The sequence below is a fragment of the Nocardioides sp. 503 genome (assembly GCF_004522095.1).
In the GTDB taxonomy this organism is placed as follows: Bacteria; Actinomycetota; Actinomycetes; order Propionibacteriales; family Nocardioidaceae; genus Nocardioides.
Window position 1 is genome coordinate 1,066,644 of sequence record NZ_SPUI01000003.1, and the last position, 17,401, is coordinate 1,084,044.

Below are 17,401 nucleotides of genomic sequence, written 5' to 3' on the forward strand. Positions count from 1 at the left end.
TCACCGGGTACCCGGTGAATCTGGTGCTTCCCGTACGAAGTTTCGTACCGGAAGCATGAGTTTCATTGGGTACCCGGTGAATCTTGGGACGCGTGGGACGACGCCGAGGCGCCCGCCACCAGAGGTGACGGGCGCTTCGGGTGGTCGGGCTGAGGGGTCAGCGACGACCGGAGCTGAACGAGGCGGCGGTGTGGCTGCCGCCGGAGGACGACGTCGAGGCGCCGGCGCCGCCGCGCGAGCGGCCGCCACCGGGGCGACCGCCGCCGGCCTTGGGGGCCGCCTTGGCCGAGGAGCCGCCGCGATTGCGACCGCCGCCGCTGCCACCGGACTTGGGCTGGCCGCCGCCGGAGCGACCGCCGCCGCCACCGCCGGAGCGACGGCGCGGGCCGCCCCCGCCACCGGCGGGACGCGAGCCGGACGGCTCGGGGCGGTCGAGCTCGATGCCACCGACGACCACCGTGCGCTCGCCGGGGGCGAGCGTGGTGAGCATCGGGTGCGAGGCGTTGTCGATGCGCGTGGTGGTCGGCTTGATGCCGGCCGCGCGGGTCAGCTGGCGCACGTCGCGCACCTGGTCGTCGGTCATCAGGGTGATGACGGTGCCCGCGGCACCGGCACGCGCCGTACGGCCCGAGCGGTGCAGGTAGGCCTTGTGCTCGGTCGGCGGGTCGGCGTGCACGACGAGCGCCACGTCGTCGACGTGGATGCCGCGCGCGGCGATGTCGGTCGCGACCAGGGTCGTGGCCTTGCCGGAGTGGAACATCTCCATGTTGCGCGTGCGCGCGTTCTGGCTGAGGTTGCCGTGCAGGTCGACCGAGGGCACGCCCGACTTGTTGAGCTGGCGGGCCAGCGCCTTGGCGCCGTGCTTGGTGCGGGTGAAGACCACGGTGCGGCCCGGCGCGCTGGTCAGGTCGACCAGGATCGAGACGCGGTGCTCGCGGGCGACGTGCAGGACGTGGTGGTCCATCGTCGACACCGGCGACTGCGCCGAGTCGGCCTCGTGGACCTTCGGGGAGTGCAGGAAGCGCTTGACCAGGACGTCGATCGCGTTGTCGAGCGTGGCCGAGAAGAGCAGGCGCTGACCCGACGTCGGGGTCTTGTCCATGATCCGGCGTACGGCGGGCAGGAAGCCGAGGTCGGCCATGTGGTCGGCCTCGTCGAGCACGGTGACCTCGATGTTGCCGAGGTCGAGGTGGCCCTGCTGCATGAGGTCCTCGAGGCGACCCGGGCAGGCGACGACGATGTCGACGCCCTTGCGCAGGCCCATGACCTGGGGGTTCTGGCCGACGCCACCGAAGATGGTGATCGTCGAGAAGCCGGCGGCCTTGGCCAGCGGCTGGAGCGCGGCGTGGATCTGTCCGACCAGCTCGCGGGTCGGGGCGAGGATCAGCGCACGCGGGGACTTGGGCGCCGCACGGCGGCCCGAGTCGGAGAGGCGCGAGATCATCGGCAGCAGGAACGCGTAGGTCTTGCCGGAGCCGGTGCGGCCCCGGCCGAGGACGTCACGGCCGGCGAGCGAGTCCGGCAGCGTCGCAGCCTGGATCGGGGTCGGGACGGTGATGCCGTTGTCGGTCAGGATGGAGACGAGCTCGGACGGGACGCCGAGCGCGGCGAAAGAGGGCGAAGCTGAATTCACAGGGAGTCACTAACGTTGGTGTGTCTCACCAAGCTGGCCCGTCGGCGACGGGCGGGAAGCATGTGCCTCACGAAGGAGGGGCGCGACCGGGACCGAAGATCTCGTGCGCGCAGGAGCTCGAGGCAAGACTTGACGAGCTGCTGAAGCAAGCCTAGGGCACCCGGCCACACAACCGGGCATTGCCAACGCTCCCTAGGGTGTGAACATGACCACCGTCCTCGTCACCGGAGCCACGGGCTTCGTGGGCCGCCGTCTCGTGCCCGCGCTCGTCGACCAGGGGCACACGGTGCGCGCCATGACCCGCCACCCCGACACCTACGACGGTCCGGGCGAGGCGGTCGGCGCCGACGTCGGCGACCCCGCCAGCCTCGAGCGCGCGCTGGCCGGCGCGGACGTCGCCGTCTACCTCGTGCACTCGCTCGACGACGACGACTTCGAGCGCAAGGACGCCGAGGCGGCGCGCGCCTTCGGACGGGCCGCCGCCGGAGCCGGCACCCGGCAGATCATCTACCTCGGCGGGCTCGGGGCCGACGGCGACGACCTGTCCGCGCACCTGCGCTCGCGGCGCGAGGTCGAGTCGCTGCTCGGCGAGGCCGGGGTGCCGGTCACGGTCCTGCGGGCCGCGATCGTCGTGGGCGCCGGCGGCATCTCCTGGGAGATGACCCGTCAGCTGGTGAAGAACCTGCCCGCGATGGTGGTGCCCAAGTGGGCCGCCACCCGCACCCAGCCGGTCGCCATCTCCGACGTCGTGCGCTACCTCTCCGGCGTGGTCGACCGCGACGAGGCGATCGGCAAGGTCTTCGAGATCGGCGGCGCCGACCGGCTGAGCTACATCGAGATGCTGCAGCAGGCCTCGCAGGTCATGAACGGCCGGACCCTGCGGGTCTTCCAGGTGCCGGTGCTGACGCCCAAGCTGTCGTCGTACTGGATCTCGTTCGTCACGAACGTCGACGTCACGACCGGGCGCAACCTGATCGACTCGATGGGCACCGAGGTCATCGTCACCGACGACGCGATCCTCGGGGTCGTGCCGGGCGAGCCGCTGAGCTACCGCGAGGCCGTCGAGGTCGCCATCGAGGAGTCGAACGCCTCAGCCGCCGAACAGCAGGGGTAGCGCCAGCAGCATGGTCAGCGACCACGTGCAGTGGGTCAGGATCGGTGCCAGGATCCCGCCCGACGCCCGGCGCTGCAGCCCGACGATCACACCGAGCAGGATCGCCGCGAACGACAGCATGATGTTGCCCGAGGCCAGCGTCGCCACGATGTAGGCGATCGAGGTCCACAGCACCGGGCGCCGCGGGATGGCGGCGTAGGCGGCCCCGCGGAAGAACAGCTCCTCGGCCACGCCGTTGACCGCCGTGATCAGGGCCAGCAGCGGCAGCGAGCCCTGGTCGGCGTAGTCGAGGACCGAGGTCACCTGGCGCTCGAGCGGGTCGATGGTGCGCACGACCAGCGCGCCCACCACGAAGACCGCGGACAGGCCGAGCCCGATCAGGATCGGGGTGAGGACGGGGCGGACGTGGTCGTCGCGCCGCGCGATGCGCCCGAGGTGCAGGGGGCCGGAGGCGAAGGCGCCCACCGTCCAGACGGCCGCCAGCCCGAACGTCGCCGGGTAGAACCACCGGCTGCCGGGATCGATGCGCAGCGACAGGCCGAGCACCAGCGCACCCGCGAGGACGAAGCAGATGGTGACGACCTGACGACGCCGCAGCGCCGTCGGGGTCTCATGGTGGTCGCGTGGGACGACGTCCCACAACGACCGCTCGAGCCACGCACGCACACAGATCACCCCTCGCCGTAAGACTCTACGGGCGAGGGGTGAGCGTGCTCGAACTTGGTGACGGACGCTACTTCTTGAACGCGTCCTTGACGTCGCCGACGGCGTCCTTGGCCTTCTCGGCGCCGTCCTTCAGCGAGGACTTGGCCTGGTCGCCCTTGCCCTCGGCCTCGAGGCTCTCGTCGCCGGTGGCCTTGCCGGTGTGCTCCTTGGCCTTGCCGCCGAGGTCCTCGGCCTTGTTGCTGAGCTTGTCGTCCAGTCCCATCGTGCTACCTCCAGGGTTGTCCGGTCACGCCGCCGGCGGTTTGCCCGCGGACGTGCTTCCAGTGAACGTCACGACGCCGTCCTCCACCACACCCCGGCGGATGGTCCGCAGGTCGGTGACGTAGTTCTGCTTCAGCAGCCACGGCGCCCGGTCGCCCTGCTTGGGCAGCCGGTCCAGGGCGCGCAGGACGTAGCCGGCCTTGAAGTCCATGAACGGCAGCTCGCCGACCGACGGGTCGCGCACCGGCACCACGGTGGTCGTGCCGGTCTCGTCGAGGTGGCGCAGCACCCGGCAGACGTAGTCGGCCACCAGGTCGGCCTTCAGCGTCCATGACGCGTTGGTGTAGCCGATCGTGTAGGCGAAGTTGGGCACGCCGCTGAGCATCAGCGCCTTGTAGGCCATGGTCCGCGACAGCTCCACCGGCACCCCGTCGACGACGAGGTCCACGCCGCCGAACGGCAGCAGCCGCAGGCCGGTGGCCGTCACGATGATGTCGGCCTCGATCTCCTCACCCGACGTCAGCCGGATGCCGCTGGGCGTGAACGTCTCGATGGTGTCGGTGACGACGGAGGCCGTGCCGCGGCGCAGCGCCCGGAACAGGTCGCCGTCCGGGACGAAGCAGACCCGCTGGTCCCACGGGTCGTAGACCGGCTTGAAGTGCTCGTCGACGTCCACGCCCTCGGGCAGCTGCTTCTCGGTCTGGCCGCGGATCATCCTCTTCACCAGCTCCGGGCGCCGCTGGCTGAGCTGGTAGAAGCCGATGGCGGTGAGGATGTTGGACCACCGCACGACCGGGTACGACAGCCGCTGCGGCAGGCGGCGCAGGAGCTTGGCGAGCGGGTCACGGCCCGAGCGCGACATCACGTACGTCGGCGAGCGCTGCAGCATCGTGACGTGCTCGGCGGTCGTGGCCATCGCCGGCACGAGCGTGATCGCCGTGGCGCCGCTGCCGATCACGACGACCCGCTTGCCGGCGTGGTCGAGGTCCTCCGGCCAGTGCTGCGGGTGCACGACCTGTCCGGCGAAGTCGTCCTGGCCGGGGAACGTCGGGGCGTAGCCCTGCTCGTAGTCGTAGTAGCCCGAGCAGCCCCACAGGAAGTCGGTCGTCATGGTCACGGTCTCGCCGTCGTGGTCCGCGGTGACCGTCCAGCGCGCGGTCTCGGAGTCCCAGCTGGCGCCCGTCACCCGGTGGCGGTAGCGGATCAGCTCGTCCACGCCGTACTCGTGGGCGACCGTGCGCAGGTAGTCGAGGATCAGCGGGCCGTCGGCGAGGGCGGTGTCGCCGGGCCAGGGCCGCCAGTGGAACCCGAACGTGAACATGTCGGAGTCCGAGCGGATGCCGGGGTACTTGAAGAGGTCCCACGTCCCGCCGCTGCGCTCCCGGCTCTCCAGGAGCGCCACGCTCCGCCCGGGGTGCTCGGTGCGCAGCCGGCAGGCGGCCCCGATCCCGGCCAGCCCGGCGCCGATGACCAACACGTCCACGTGCTCGGTGCTCATGCCCGCACGCTAGTCGGATCCGGCGGCTGTTGACAGTTGTTCAGCAAGCGGCGTGGGTCACGCCGCGCCGGTGGTCGAGCAGCGAGCGCCGGCGCGCGGGCGTCGAGACCCCCGCACCGGCGCAGGTGCCCTCCCTCGCGGGGTCTCGACGGGCGTTCGTCGCTGGCGCTCCTCGCTGCTCGACCACCGGGTCGCTCAGGCCTGGACGGCGACGCCGCGGGCGAGGAGGTCGTCGACGTCCGCGACGCCCCACGCGGTGAGTGCCTCGCGGGTGTGGGTGCCGGCGGCGGGCGAGGGGGGCAGGCCGAGGGTGGCGGCGGTGCGGGAGAAGCGGGGGGCGGGCTGCGGCTGCACCATGCCGTCCCTCTCGACGAAGGTCTCGCGCGCGACCAGGTGCGGGTGCTCGAAGGCCTCGCTGACGGGGATGATCCCGGCGACGCAGGCGTCCGTGCCCTCGAAGGCCTCGACCCACTCGGCCTGGGTGCGCGAGCCGAGGACCTCGGTGAACACCGCCCGCATCTCGTCGTAGCGCTCCGGCTCGCCCTGGCCCGGGCAGGTGTCCTTGACGCCGAGGAGGGTCACGAGCGTGTCGAAGAACTGCGGCTCGAGGGCGGCCACGGAGAGGTGCCGGCCGTCGGAGGTCTCGTAGACGTCGTAGAACGGCACGCCGCCGTCGAGCAGGTTGGCGCCGCGCTCCTCGGTGAAGCCGCCGCTGGCCAGGAAGGCCGCGGTCATCGCGTTGAGGTGGGCGGTGCCGTCGACGATCGCGGCGTCCACGACCTGACCCTTGCCCGAGAGCCGAGCCTCCAGGAGGGCGGCGAGGATGCCGATGACGAGGTACGTCGAGCCGCCGCCGAAGTCGCCCACCAGGTTGGACGGGAAGTGCGGACGGGCCGGGTCCTGGCCCATGCCGTGCAGGGCTCCGGTGATCGCGATGTAGTTCATGTCGTGGCCGGCCGCCTTGGCCAGCGGGCCGTCCTGGCCCCATCCGGTCATCCGGCCGTAGACGATGCGCTCGTTGACCGCGAGGCAGTCGTCGGGGCCGAGGCCCAGCCGCTCCGTGACGCCGGGCCGCATCCCCTCGATCACGACGTCGGCGCCGCGTACCAGCTCGAGGACGGTGGCGACCGCGTCGGGCTCCTTGAGGTTCAGCGCGACGCTGGGCCGGCCGCGGTTGAGCAGCATCGTGGCGCCGCCCGCGAGCGCCTGGCCGCCGGGGCGCTCGACGCGGATCACGTCGGCACCGAGGTCGGCGAGGATCATGCAGGCGTGCGGCCCGGGGCCGATGCCCGCGATCTCGACGACCTTGAGCCCGCGCAGCGGGCCGGTGCCCTGTCCCAGTTCGTACGTCATGCCGGCGATCATGACAGAACGACTGTCACAGTGACACGGGTCAGCCCGGCAGCACCCGGGTGAGGAACTGGCGGGTGCGCTCCTCGCGCGGGTCGGTGAAGATCTGCGCCGGCGGGCCCTGCTCGAGGATCCGGCCGTCGCTGAGGAAGCACACGGTCGTGGCGACCTCGCGGGCGAAGCCCATCTCGTGGGTGGCCAGCACCATCGTGGTGCCGCGCTCGGCGAGGTCGCGGACGATCCCGAGCACCTCGCCGACCAGCTCGGGGTCGAGCGCCGCGGTGATCTCGTCGAGCAGCAGCAGCGTCGGCTGCGTGCAGAGCGCGCGGACCAGCGCCACCCGCTGCTGCTGGCCGCCGGAGAGCCGGTCGGGGTGCTTGTCGACGTGGTCGGCCAGCCCGAACGTCGCCAGCAGCTCGCGAGCCCGGTCCTCGGCCGCACCGCGGGCCAGCCCCTGCACGCGGCGCGGCGCCAGCGTGCAGTTGTCGAGCACGCTCAGGTGCGGGAAGAGGTTGTAGGCCTGGAAGACCATGCCCATGCGCTGGCGCACCTCGCGGGGGTCGACGCGCGGGTCGGAGATCTCGCGGCCCTCGAAGCGGATCACGCCGTCGTCGACGTCCTCGAGCAGGTTCAGGCAGCGCAGGAGCGTGGACTTGCCGGAGCCGGACGAGCCGATCAGGCAGACGACGTCGTGCGGGTGCACGTCGAGGGTCACGTCGTCGAGGACGACCCGGTCGCCGTAGGACTTGCGGACCTCGAGGGCCTCCAGGAGCGGGGCGGTCATCGGACTCCCTTCATCGAACGCCTGCCTCATCGAACGCCTGCGCGTTCGCGCTCGAGGGCACGCCGGCCCAGCCAGTCGGTGAGGCGCGCCAGGGGGATGGTGATCGCGATGAAGAAGACCGAGACCACGACGTACGGCGTGTAGTTGAAGGTGTAGCCGGTGGTGTCGCGCGCGGCGAACACCGCGTCGAAGACGCCGACGACCGAGACCAGCGCGGTGTCCTTCTGCAGCGACACGAAGTCGTTGAGCAGCGGCGGGGCGACCCGGCGCACGGCCTGCGGCACGACCACGAAGCGCATCGTCTGGCCGCGGGTCAGGGCCAGCGCCTCGGCGCTCATCACCTGCGAGGGGTGGATCGACTCGATCCCGGAGCGGAAGACCTCCGCGACGTAGGCGCCGTAGGACAGCACCAGCGCGACCCCGGCCCAGACGTAGCGGTCGCTGGTGACCCCCTGCAGCTCCAGCGCCGGGACGCCGAAGCCGAGCATCAGGATCAGCAGCACCGTCGGGACGCCGCGGAAGATGTCGACGTAGACGACCGCCAGCAGCCGGAACGGCGCGAGCAGCGGGCTGCGGGCAGTGCGCGCGAGCGCGACGGCGAGGCCCACCGCGAGGATCGCGACCTCGCAGATCAGGAACAGCTTGACGTTGAGCCAGAAGCCGTCGCGGATGTCGGGCAGGGCGTCCTTGGCGTAGCCCCAGTCGAAGAACGTCTCGCGGAAGCGGTCCCAGCCGGGAGCGCTGACCAGGACGGTCACCAGCGCGGCGAGCACCAGTGCGATCGCCCCGGAGGCGACCAGCAGCGAGCGGGTGCGCTGCTGACGTCGTACGCGGCGACGCTCCAGCTCGCGGTCGCTCGGCTGCCGGTCGGTCACTGGAGCTCGGGGACGTCCACCACGTCGGACAGCCACTTCTGCTCGATCTCGGCCAGGGTGCCGTCGTCGGTCAGGGTGGCCAGGGCGTCGTCGACGCAGGGCACCAGCTCGCTGCCCTTCTCGAACAGCATCCCGAACTCCTCCTGGTCACCGGTCTCGGGCTGGAACTGGCCCACGACCTTGCTCCCGGGGATCTCGGCGGCGCTGATGTAGAACGCCGTGGGCAGGTCGGCGAGGATCGCGTCGGTCTGGCCGTTGAGGAGCGCGTTCTTGGCGGCGACGGTGTCCTCGAAGACGGCCGGCTCGTCCTTCGGCTTCACGACGTCGCGGATCGCCTTCAGCGACGTGGTGGCCGTCTGCGCGCCGAGGTTGAAGTCGGCGAGCTCCGCCACGGTGGTGACCTCGGAGACCGGGCTGCCCTCGAGCGCCACGACGGCCTGCGAGGCGGAGTAGTAGCCGTCGGAGAAGTCCACGACCTGCTTGCGCTCGTCGGTGATCGAGATCTGGTTGATGTCGAAGTCGAAGTTCTTCTCACCCGGCGCGAAGGAGGTGTTGAACGGCACGGTCACCCAGGTGACCTCCTCGGCGGTGAAGCCGAGCTCCTTCGCCACCGCGTAGGCCACCGCCGACTCGAAGCCCTCACCGCTGGTGGGGTCCTCGTCCACGAACCACGGGGAGAACGCCGGCGAGTCGGTGCCGATCGTGAGCGTGCCCTCCTGGGTCAGCGGCAGGTCGCCCTTGTCGCAGGACGCGGCGCTCGCGTCGCTGTCCTCCTTCTCGTCGGCCGGCGCGCACGCGATGGCGGCGACGAGCACGGGCAGGACGGCGAGGGCGGTACGACGCAGGCGCATGGGGAAATCGTAGGGCCGGGCGACGCCGCGTCCGACCGGGTCGCCTGCGCTGGACTGGACCGCGTGACCCGCACCACGCACGCTTGCAACTCGTTGCATAGGGCTGGCAGGCTGCCGCCATGGCCCTCGAGCACGCCCTCCTCGTCGCGCTGCGCGAGCAGCCGGCGAGCGGGCTCGACCTCGCCCGGCGCTTCGCCCGCTCGATCGGCTTCTTCTGGAGCGCCACCCACCAGCAGATCTACCGGGTGCTCGCGCGGATGGAGGCCGACGGCTGGCTGGCGGCCACCGAGGTCGCCCAGACCGGGAGGCCCGACAAGAAGGTGTACGACGTGACGCCGGCCGGCGCGGAGGTGCTCGCCGCGTGGCTGGCCGAGCCGACGCCGACCCACGCGCTGCGCAGCGACCTCGCGGTGAAGATGCGCGGCGCCTCGTTCGGCGACCTTGGAGCCGTCTTGGACGTGGTCCGCGCCAACCTGGCCGACCACCACGTCCGGCTGGAGCACTACCGCGCGCTGAGGCAGCGCGACTACCCCCGGCCGGAGACGCTCACCGGCCTCGACCTCGACCACTACCTCGTGCTGCGCGGCGGGATCCTCACCGAGGAGACCTGGGTGACGTGGCTGACCGAGTACCTGGAGGCCCACGCATGACCGCCCCGTCGCCCTACCCGCACCTGCTCTCGCCGATCACGCTCGGCTCGCTCGAGCTGCGCAACCGGGTGGTCATGGGCTCCATGCACACCGGGCTCGAGGACTCCCGGCGCGACCTGCCCGACCTGGCGGCGTACCTCGCCGAGCGGGCCCGCGGAGGCGTCGGCCTGATCGTCACCGGCGGCTACGCCCCTAACAAGCGGGGCTGGCTCAAGCCCCTCGCCGCCGAGATGACCACCCGGCTGCAGGCGATGCGGCACCGCGAGGTGACCGCCGCCGTGCACGAGGAGGGCGGGGCGATCGCGATGCAGGTGCTGCACGCGGGTCGCTACGGCTACCACCCCTTCAGCGTCTCGGCGTCGGCCACGAAGTCGCCGATCACGCCGTTCCGCCCGAGCGCGCTGTCGACGCGGGGCGTCGACCGGACCGCGACGGACTTCGCGCGGTCGGTGGCGCTCGCGGTCAAGGCCGGCTACGACGCCGTCGAGATCATGGGCTCCGAGGGCTACCTCATCAACCAGTTCCTCGCGGCGCGCACCAACGACCGCACGGACGCCTGGGGCGGCTCGGCCGCCAAGCGGATGCGCTTCCCCGTCGAGGTCGTTCGCCGCTCGCGCGAGCTCGTCGGCGCCGACCTGCCGATCGTCTACCGGATCTCGCTGCTGGACCTGGTCGAGGGCGGCCAGAGCTGGGAGGAGGTCGTCGAGCTCGCCGGGCTGCTCGAGGAGGCGGGGGTGACGGTGCTCAACACCGGCATCGGCTGGCACGAGGCACGGGTCCCGACGATCATCACGCAGGTGCCGCGCGGCGCCTGGCGCTCCGCGACGGCCCGGCTCAAGGCGGCGGTGTCCGTGCCGGTGTGCGCCTCCAACCGCATCAACACCCCCGAGCTCGCGGAGTCGATCCTGGCCGCCGGCGAGGCCGACCTGGTGTCGCTGGCCCGGCCACTGCTGGCCGACCCCGAGTTCGTCGCGAAGGCCGCCGCCGGTCGCGCCGACGAGATCAACACCTGCATCGCCTGCAACCAGGCGTGCCTGGACCACGTCTTCGAGAACCGCAAGGCCTCCTGCCTGGTCAACCCGCGCGCCGGCCGCGAGCTGACGCTGACCCTCGGCCCGACCCGCCGGGCGGCCTCGGTCGCCGTCGTGGGGGCGGGGCCCGCGGGTCTGGCGACCGCGGTGTCGGCGGCCGAGCGCGGCTTCGCGGTCACGCTGTTCGAGCGGTCGGCCGAGCTGGGCGGGCAGTTCCGGCTGGCGATGGCCGTGCCCGGCAAGGAGGACTTCGCCGACACGCTGCGCTACTACACCCGGCGCCTGGAGGTGCTGGGCGTCGACGTGCGACTCGGCACCGCCGCCGGCGCGGCCGACCTGGCGGCGTACGACGAGGTCGTGGTGGCGACCGGGGTGCTGCCGCGGGTGCCGTCGTTCCCCGGGGTCGACCACCCGAAGGTGGTGTCCTACGCCGACGTGCTCTCCGGCGCGGTCGTGCCCGGGCGCCGCGTGGCGGTCGTCGGCGCGGGCGGCATCGGCGTCGACGTGAGCGTGTGGCTGACCCACGACCGGTCCGAGGACCTCGACGACTGGATGTCGCACTGGGGCGTCGGCGACCCGAGCCTGCACCCCGGCGGCCTCACCGAGCGCAAGCCGCGCACGGCGCTGCGCGAGGTGACGCTGATCCAGCGCAAGACGACGCCGATCGGCATCGGCCTGGGCAGGACCTCCGGCTGGGCGCACCGCGCCGTGCTCAAGCAGTCCGGCGTCACGCAGGTGTCCGGGGCGACCTACGACCGCGTCGACGACGCCGGCCTGCACCTGGTGGTCGACGGCGTCTCCTCGGTGCTCGACGTCGACCACGTGGTGCTGTGCGCCGGCCAGGAGTCCGTGCGCGACCTGTACGACGAGCTCGTCGCGACGCGCGCGGACTCCGTGCACCTCGTCGGCGGCGCCGACGTCGCCGCCGAGCTCGACGCCAAGCGCGCGATCGAGCAGGGGACGCGCGTGGCGGCGGCGCTCTGAGGCCGGTCGCCCGCTACCGCCGGACCGCCCGGGTGGCCGTGCTCCGCTGGGTGAGCGGGGCGTAGCCGGGCCTGGTGCCGGTGACGCGCACGGTGACCCGCTTGCCCCGGTAAGCCCGCGTCAGTCGGAACGACGTGCCGTCGGCCCCGCGCACGGCCCGCCCGGCGACGTACCACTGGACGCGCAGGCGCACCGGTCGCGGACCCCAGGCGCCGGGCCGGACCGTCAGCCGGCGGCCGACCTTCGCGACGCCGGTGACCACCGGTCGCCGCCCGGTCAGGCGTCCCGCCGCGACGGTCGCGGCCGCGGAGGTCGCGCTGCTCGGCGGCGCGTAGGGACGCGTGCCCGTGACCGTCACCGAGAGCTTGCGGCCGACCAGGGCCGGGGGCACCACGAACGTGCGACCGGTGGCGCCGCGGACGGGCTGCCCGCCGGAGAGCCACTGGTAGGCCAGCGACGTCCCGCTCGGCCAGGTCCCGGGGTCCGCGGTCAGCGTCGCGCCGACGCGCACCACGCCGCGCACCGACGGGGTGCCGGCCTCGGGAGCACCGGGCGCGGCGACCGTGACGTTGCGGACCTCGGAGACGTCGACCCCGCCGTAGGGGTTGGTCGTCTCGACGTACCAGCCGTGCTCGCCCGGCGCGACGTCCCAGTCGACGGTCTGCGTCGAGCCCGACGGCACGCCCCGCAGCACCGCGATGTCGCGGCTGGTGAGGATGTCGGCCCGGAAGCCGTCGGTGCCGAGCGTCTTGGTGGTCGGGTCGATGCCGACGGCGGCGTAGGGGATCTCGAACTCCTGGTGCTGCGGGTCGAGCGAGGGCTCGTCGGAGTCGAAGTCGTCCAGCGAGGGCGAGTACGTGCGGACGATCATCCGCTCGCCCTGGTTGTCGAAGTGCAGCAGCCGCAGGTAGCCCAGGCCGCCCTCGGGCAGGCCCTGGTAGTCGAAGAGCATCGAGTAGACCGTGCGGTCCGCGACGCCGTCGCCGTCGTCGTCGAAGTCGTCGGTGCGGGTGTAGGCGTCGTGGTAGTGCCCCGAGGAGACCGCGAAGACGTTGGGGTTCGGCGCCACGACCTCGTCCATGATCCGCTGCGGGATCGGTCCGAGACCGCCGGTGGTCAGCATGAACTCGTGGAGGTTCACCCACACCTTGCGCTCGGGGTAGCGCGCGATCACCTTGTTCATCCAGGCGATCTCCTCGTCACCCGCGCCCCAGCCCATCGACAGCATCAGGAAGTCCACGCCGTCGGCGCTCACCAGGTCGTAGTGACCGCGGTTGTTCTCGTAGGACTCGCCGTACCAGGGGTTGGCGGCGTAGCGGTCCTCGCCGAACCACTGCCCGAAGGCGCCGTAGTCCTCGTCGTGGTGGCCCACGTCGTGGTTGCCGGCCAGCACGCCGTAGGGCAGACCGGCCGCGTCGAGCTTGTCGTAGGCCGCGTCCGCCTTCTCCCACTGCCGCTGCTGCGAGGACACGTTGACGATGTCGCCGGTGTGGATGACGTACTGCAGGTTGAGCTCGTCGCGCTGGTCGAGGAAGAACTGGTTGATCGCGACCTGGTGCTTGTAGAAGTCGTCGGTCTCGTTGTAGTACTGCGTGTCCGACTCCCAGCCGATGGTGAAGTCGTAGTCCGAGCGGGGCGTGACGCCCTTCGCGGAGTACGGCGCCGGCGTGCTGGCCCGCGTCGAGCGGACCTCCCCGGCGAAGCCCTCCGAGTGCTGCACCAGGACCGTGATCCTGCCCTCGGCCGTGTGGCCCGCGGTCGGCACCGTCGTCTCGAGCGTGAACGGCTCGCTGTCCTCGGTCACCCGCCGAGCGACCTCCTCCCAGCCTCCGCCGACCGCCTTGACGTAGAGCAGCACCTTGGCGCCGGCGTTGGCCGAGCCGGTCCAGCGCAGCCGCGCGGTGGCGTCGGCCCCCGCGTCGGCCGGCACGGCCACGGTGAACAGCTGGTAGGGCAGCTCGGTGTCGGAGGACACCTCGTGCTCGATGCCGTCGGTCGTGGCGACCTGCGCCAGCGCGTCCTCGGAGAGGACCGCCTTGTCGCCGCGGTCGGTGCCCTCGGCGTGCCCGGTCGTGCCGTCGTAGGCGCTGACCTCGGCGTCGGTGGGCACGAACGTGTCGCCCTCGCGGAAGGCCATGGTCAGCGCGTCACCCTCGGGCGACTGCGCCGTGGCGGACAGCTCGACGCTGCCGGCCGTGACGGTCTCACCGTCGCCGGGGCCGCCCAGCTCGGCGTCGGGCCGCTCGTCGGCCGTCGTGAACGTCACCGAGCGGGTCGTCTCGTTGCCGACCCGGTCCTCGGCGGTGAAGACCGCGACGTGCTCGCCCGGGGTGAGGCGCAGCGAGCCCGTGGCGTGCGGGAGGTCGATCGGCTCGCCGTCGAGGGTCGCGGTGACCCCGCCCTCGCCGAGACCGGCACCCGCGTCGGTCGCCGCGGCGTCGATGGTGAACGGACCGCGGAAGCGGGCACCGTCGGTGACCGTGGGCGTGACCACCGGGGAGGTGTTGTCGACGTTGACGGTGCGAGTGATGCCCTGCGCGCCGGCGGCGGTCACGGTGTGCGGCCCGTCGGCGACGGCCGTGGTGTCCCACTCGTGGGCCAGCGAGTCGAAGGCGTCGTCGGGGATCGTGAACGTCGCGGTGAAGTAGACCTGCGTGGCGTCGGCGAAGCCGATGCGGGTCGCGGGGTCGGGGCAGGCACGGACCGTGGGCTCCTGGCCCTCGCCGGCGCCGCCGCAGGTGGTCGGGCGCAGCACGCGGCCGTCCGGCAGCGCGAGGCGGAGGTTGAGCGCGGCGAAGTCGTCGTTGTTCTCGTTCGGGTCGGGCTGCGGGAACGCCTTGGTGCCGGCGTAGATGCCGAGGGTGAGCGGCTGGCCCTTCACCACCTTCTCGACCGGCACCGTGGCGGTGACCGTCTCGACCCGCTCGTAGAAGCCCTCGTCGAAGACGGTCAGCACGTCCTCGCCCATGCGGACGCCGTTGCGGAAGAACGCGTCGGTGTTGGTGGCCTCGAACGCGAAGATCGGGGCGCCCTCGAGCGCCGGGACCGGCGCCGGGACCTGCTGGCCGTCGACGGCGAGACGCAGGGCGGCCGGGTCGTCGGCGGTCGTCGCCGCGAGGCGCGTCGTGCCGGCGACGTACTGGCCGTCGGTGACGTTGAGCCGCACGGGCGCGGGCTCGGCGTCGGCCAGCTCGATGCGCTTGGGGCCGAGGGTGGAGGTGTGGGTGCCGTCGGAGGTGGTGACGGTGTACTCCACCCAGCGCTTGCCGTAGAGGTCGACGGCGGGCACGGAGTAGGCGTAGCGGTCGGGGGCGCCGAACCGCACGAAGCGGGTCACCGGCTCGTCGACGTCGGTGTCGATGGTGAGCGCGACCGTGCGGACCTGCTGGGCGTCGGTCACGCCGAACTCCAGCGCGAGGTCCTCGGTGTCGGGGGTCTCGGTGCCGCCGGTGAGGTCGGTGATCACCGGGGCGACGGCGTCGTCCGGGGTCGCGACGAGACCGGCCGGGACCTGCTCCGGCGCCGCGTAGCCCGGCGTGGCCGTGCCGATGCCGATGCGGGTCTGGAGGGTGCCGGACTCCCAGCGGTACTGCAGCGGCTGGTCGGCCACGGTCTCGGCGTCGGTCAGGTAGTGCGCCCGGCTGACGTCGTACCCGCTGTTGGTCATCACCTGGATGCCGCGCAGGCCGGCGTTGGCCATGCCCGCCGAGGTCATCTCGACGAGGTCCTGGCCCGCGACCAGGCGGGCACCGAAGTGGGCGTTAAAGTCGGCCGCGGTGAGCGCGGCGTTCTGCGGGTTCTTGACCCACAGGACCAGGGTGCGTCCGGGCTGGATCACCGGGTCGGCGGGCACGGCGGGCCACAGCGCGCTGTTGGTCGTGACGCCGCTGGCGTCGATGTAGAGGTAGTTGATGGTGAAGTCGCGGAAGCTCACGGGCTCGTCGGAGCCGTTGTAGACCTCGACGAACTCGTAGCCGTCGGCGCCGCCCACGTTGGCGGTGTCGGGCGCGACCTCGGTGACCTGCAGCAGCGGCGCCTTCAGCGCCGGGTCGGTCGCCGGGGCCGGACCCTGGACCGGCACGCGGGGGCCGGTCGGCTCCTCGGTCGGCGTCTCCGTGGGCTGCTCGGTCGGCGTCTCCGTGGGCTGCTCGGTGGGGGTGCCGACCTGGGCCGGGTCGACGGCACCGGGGGTGGGGGCCTGCTGCTGCCCGTGGACGCTGAGCTGGGTGCTGCCGGCCGTGGCGGGACGGCCGTAGGTCACCGTCTTGTCGGAGGCGATGTCCGCGGCGGTCCAGGTGATGCGGGAGATCTCGGTGCCGCCCCGGGTGAGGTACATCGACGTGCCGGAGTTGCTCAGGCCGTCCTGCCCGGTGAGGTGGCCCAGGGCGTAGTCGCCGGTCACGCCGAGCCCGGTGTAGAAGTCGCGGAACTGCTGGTCGGTGAGGCGCGCGTCGGGCCCGCCGGTGGCGGTGGCGTCGCGGTACTTGCTGTTCTTGGCCCACAGCACCACGGTGCCGTGCGCGGGGACCACGGTCCCGGGGTCGTAGGCGAGGGTCTTCGGCGTCGAGCCGCTGAGGTAGACGACCTGGACGCCGGCGGCGGTCAGGTCGATCGCGGTCCCGGTCGTGTTGTGGAGCTCGACGAACTCCCACGCGTCGGCCGACGTGCCGTCGGCGGCCGGCATGTTGCCGGAGTTGACGTTGACCTCGGTGATCATCAGCGACGGCGCTGCGGCGGGGCCGGCGGGCGGGCTCGTCGTCGGGTCGGTCGGCAGGTCGGTGGGGCTGGGGTTGTCGGTCGGGGACGGCGGGTCCGTGGGCGAGGGCGGGTCGGTCGGCGTCGGGGTGTCCGTGGGCGTGGGGGTGGGCGTCGGGGTCGGCGTCGGCTCCTCGGTCGGGACCGTGGCGCCGGGCGTCAGCTGCTGCGGGGCGGCGGTGCCCGGCGTCGGCACGGCCTTGCGGGCGTAGACGGTCGCGTCGGTGGTGCCGGCCGCCGGGGCGGCGTACTCGGCGGAGGTGCCGGCGCCCTGGTCGGTGGCCGGGAGGTACGAGGATCGGCTGACGAGGGTGCCCGCGCGCTGGATGCTGACGGGCAGCGCGGCGGCGCCGGAGTTGGCCATGCCGTTCTGGCCGGTGAGGTGGATGACCGGCGCGTCGGAGGCGATGCCGTAGTGGGCCCAGAAGTCGGTGTCGGAGAAGAGCAGGGAGTTGGGGCTGCCCGCGCTGTAGCCGTCGGCGCTGCCGACCTGGTAGCGCAGCCACAGCGCGACCGTGCCGTGCGCCGGCACGACGGTCGGGGCCACGGAGTCGGCGGCCACCGTGAGGGCGGCCGCGCGGTAGTGCAGCGTGTAGCCGGCGGTGGCCAGGTCGATGGCGGCGTCGGTGGTGTTGGTGACCTCGAGGTACTCGAAGTTGTCCTGGGTGCTCGGGTGCCCGGCCACCTGGTGGCTGCCGTTGTCGACGACGACCTCGGAGACGAACAAAGGCGGCAGCTCCCCTGCTGCGGCGGCGGCGTTCGCCGGGCCGGTCTGCGGCTGCGAGGCCAGCACCGGGCCGGCGGTGGCCAGCACCCCCAAGGAGAGGGCGACGGCCAGGATGCGGCCGGTGGTGCGCGACCGCGGGGTGTTCGGGAGCATCGGGTTCCACCTTCTGTTCGTGACTGGCGGGCGGAGAGTCTCAGGGCCGGGGTGCCCGGGGTCGAACGT

Annotated in this window: 12 protein-coding genes; 3 read left to right on the forward strand and 9 right to left on the reverse strand. The window is 72.5% G+C overall.

Annotated elements, in window-relative coordinates:
• Positions 1–157 precede the first annotated feature (157 nt).
• The gene (locus E4622_RS12270; protein ID WP_134740450.1) at positions 158–1,633 is read right to left on the reverse strand and encodes a DEAD/DEAH box helicase; all 1,476 of its coding nucleotides are present in this window, start codon (positions 1,631–1,633) and stop codon (positions 158–160) included.
• 205 nt (positions 1,634–1,838) lie between these two features.
• Here E4622_RS12270 and E4622_RS12275 point away from each other — a divergent pair, with 205 nt between their 5' ends.
• Complete coding sequence (locus E4622_RS12275) at positions 1,839–2,747, forward strand: NAD(P)H-binding protein (RefSeq protein ID WP_134740451.1); 909 nt, start codon at positions 1,839–1,841, stop codon at positions 2,745–2,747.
• Here E4622_RS12275 and E4622_RS12280 read toward each other — a convergent pair.
• From E4622_RS12280 to E4622_RS12310, 7 genes are all read right to left on the reverse strand, one after another.
• Positions 2,724–3,413 carry a CPBP family intramembrane glutamic endopeptidase gene (locus E4622_RS12280; protein WP_134740452.1) on the reverse strand — a complete coding sequence of 230 codons (690 nt, stop codon included), beginning with the start codon at positions 3,411–3,413 and terminating at the stop codon, positions 2,724–2,726. The genes E4622_RS12275 and E4622_RS12280 overlap by 24 nt on opposite strands.
• 67 nt (positions 3,414–3,480) lie before the next feature.
• Positions 3,481–3,675, reverse strand: a complete 195-nt coding sequence (locus tag E4622_RS12285) for a CsbD family protein (RefSeq protein WP_134740453.1) — start codon at positions 3,673–3,675, stop codon at positions 3,481–3,483.
• A 24-nt stretch (positions 3,676–3,699) separates the two neighbouring features.
• Complete coding sequence (locus tag E4622_RS12290) at positions 3,700–5,172, reverse strand: NAD(P)/FAD-dependent oxidoreductase (protein ID WP_134740454.1); 1,473 nt, start codon at positions 5,170–5,172, stop codon at positions 3,700–3,702.
• A gap of 195 nt (positions 5,173–5,367) precedes the next feature.
• Positions 5,368–6,525 (reverse strand): CaiB/BaiF CoA-transferase family protein, encoded by a 1,158-nt coding sequence (locus E4622_RS12295; RefSeq protein WP_134740455.1) that lies wholly within the window; start codon positions 6,523–6,525, stop codon positions 5,368–5,370.
• Positions 6,526–6,565: 40 nt separating this feature from the next.
• Entirely contained in the window at positions 6,566–7,306 is a 741-nt protein-coding gene (locus E4622_RS12300; RefSeq protein WP_134740456.1) for an amino acid ABC transporter ATP-binding protein, read from the reverse strand.
• 26 nt (positions 7,307–7,332) lie between these two features.
• Positions 7,333–8,181 (reverse strand): amino acid ABC transporter permease, encoded by an 849-nt coding sequence (locus E4622_RS12305; protein WP_209021891.1) that lies wholly within the window; start codon positions 8,179–8,181, stop codon positions 7,333–7,335.
• Positions 8,178–9,032, reverse strand: a complete 855-nt coding sequence (locus tag E4622_RS12310; RefSeq protein ID WP_134740458.1) for an ABC transporter substrate-binding protein — start codon at positions 9,030–9,032, stop codon at positions 8,178–8,180. Before E4622_RS12310 ends, E4622_RS12305 begins: the two co-directional genes overlap by 4 nt.
• Positions 9,033–9,151: 119 nt before the next feature.
• On the opposite strand from E4622_RS12310, the gene E4622_RS12315 reads away from it, so the two are divergent.
• Both E4622_RS12315 and E4622_RS12320 read left to right on the forward strand, forming a co-directional pair.
• Positions 9,152–9,682, forward strand: coding sequence for a PadR family transcriptional regulator (locus tag E4622_RS12315; RefSeq protein WP_134740459.1), 531 nt, complete (start codon positions 9,152–9,154; stop codon positions 9,680–9,682).
• Entirely contained in the window at positions 9,679–11,697 is a 2,019-nt protein-coding gene (locus E4622_RS12320) for an NADPH-dependent 2,4-dienoyl-CoA reductase (protein WP_134740460.1), read from the forward strand. The genes E4622_RS12315 and E4622_RS12320 overlap by 4 nt, the downstream gene beginning before the upstream one ends.
• Before the next feature lie 13 nt (positions 11,698–11,710).
• Here the strand turns inward: E4622_RS12320 and E4622_RS12325 are convergent, their stop codons facing one another.
• Positions 11,711–17,332, reverse strand: coding sequence for a lamin tail domain-containing protein (locus E4622_RS12325; protein ID WP_209021892.1), 5,622 nt, complete (start codon positions 17,330–17,332; stop codon positions 11,711–11,713).
• Positions 17,333–17,401: the final 69 nt, after the last annotated feature.